This window comes from Ideonella sp. P3_A4, from assembly GCF_056403075.1.
On the sequence record NZ_JBFUGE010001095.1, the window covers coordinates 1 to 1,241 of the forward strand.

Below are 1,241 nucleotides of genomic sequence, written 5' to 3' on the forward strand. Positions count from 1 at the left end.
GCACTGCGTCGGCCACAGCGCGGGCGTACAGCGCCACAGCCTTGGCCGAGTCGTCGTTGCCGGGGATCACGTAGTCCACGCCTTCGGGCGAGTGGTTGGTGTCGACAATGCCGATCACCGGGATGCCCAGCTTCTTGGCTTCGGCCACAGCAATCTTGTGGAAGCCGACGTCGATGACGAACAGCGCGTCGGGCAGCGCGTTCATGTCCTGGATGCCGCCGATGTCCTTTTCCAGCTTGGCCAGTTCGCGGTCGAACATCAGGGCTTCCTTCTTGATGCGCATTTCGGCGCCGGAATCCTTGGTCGACTGCATGTCCTTCAGCTTCTTCAGCGAGCCCTTGACCGTCTTGAAGTTGGTCAGCATGCCGCCGAGCCAGCGCTGGTCAACGAAGGGCATGCCGGCCCGGTTGGCTTCCAGCGCGACGACTTCGCGCGCCTGGCGCTTGGTGCCCACCATTAGGATCGTGCCGCGCTTGCTGGACAGCTGGCGCACGAACTTCATCGCTTCCTCGAACTTGGGCAGGGTCTTTTCGAGGTTGATGATGTGAATCTTGTTCCGATGGCCGTAAATGAACGGGGCCATCTTGGGGTTCCAGAAGCGGGTTTGGTGACCAAAGTGGACACYGGCTTCCAGCATTTCACGCATCGAAACGGACATAGGTACTCCGAAGGTTGGGTCTAGAATCCCGGCACACATCGCTACAGCGTTTGCCCTTTGTGACAAGGGGCTGACGCCGCACGCGACACCTTGAATAAGCCGGGTTCGCGAACTTCGGAAAGCCTCGTGATCGAGCCGATGGCCCAGAGAAAACACGGGCTTTCCGGTTTGACTGACGCCCGCGCGATCGAAATGACCCATGGGCACTCAGCAAAACCTAAAGATTATAGCAGCCCAACTCGCGGCCACCCACCGGTTGGTTGGCGACAGCGCCAATCCCGTCTGCACCCTGCCCCGCCGCTGCGGCCGGTGGGCCTGAGACGATGCGAATCGCTGTGATCGGCGCCGGCCTGGCCGGCGTCACGACCGCTTATGAGCTGGCCCGCGAGGGCCACGAAGTCACCGTCTACGAACGCCGCGGCAGCATTGCGGCCGAAGGCAGTTTCGCGCCTGCCTGCGTGCTGGCCCCTGGCCTGTGGCTGGCCCACGCCGCCGTGGGTGGTCTGGGCGGCCTGGAACGGTTGCCTGCCAAGCCCGCGGCGTTGCCTTGGTTGTGGCGTCGCTGGCGCGCGGCGCGCCAGCC

At 63.4% G+C, this 1,241-nt stretch carries 2 protein-coding genes; one reads left to right on the forward strand and one right to left on the reverse strand.

What is annotated here, in order from left to right; genetic code table 11:
• The coding region (rpsB, locus tag AC1DYI_RS36120) for a 30S ribosomal protein S2 (protein WP_477208900.1) at positions 1–658 on the reverse strand (658 nt) is incomplete at its 3' end.
• 323 nt (positions 659–981) lie between these two features.
• Between rpsB and AC1DYI_RS36125 the strand changes: the two genes are divergently transcribed.
• The coding region (locus AC1DYI_RS36125; protein WP_477208899.1) for an FAD-dependent oxidoreductase at positions 982–1,241 on the forward strand (260 nt) is incomplete at its 3' end.